We start from the raw sequence: 333 nt of genomic DNA on the forward strand, positions 1-333 counted from the left end.
GGTCAAGTTGATGAAGTTGTTGTAGAATTCGTTGGTGATAACGTGAGCGCCTTGGGCAACTGACAATTTCCCGGCGTGGTACAAAGCCGCGTTGGCCGCGGTGTTTGGAATCAAGAAGGCACCGGCAACTGAGCCGACGATCAAACCGCCGTGAACGCCGAAGAACCAGAAGAACGGTACGGCCAGACCGATAACGACGGCCCCGCCCCATGAGTCAGACAGACCCTGCATTGGCATTTCCAGAACTTGGTAGATCCATTGCAGCATGTCAGTGTTGCCGAAAGTCTTGAAAGCGGCAAACAGCAGCATGCAGGCAGTCAAGTCGACGCCGGC

At 55.3% G+C, this 333-nt stretch carries 1 protein-coding gene; it reads right to left on the bottom strand.

The features are described 5' to 3' along the window. A partial coding sequence (locus tag lacNas_RS08785) for a PTS transporter subunit EIIC (RefSeq protein WP_201346782.1) occupies window positions 1-333 on the bottom strand: 333 nt, incomplete at both ends.

It is taken from the genome of Lactobacillus nasalidis, from assembly GCF_016587775.1.
Taxonomy (GTDB): Bacteria; Bacillota; Bacilli; order Lactobacillales; family Lactobacillaceae; genus Lactobacillus; species Lactobacillus nasalidis.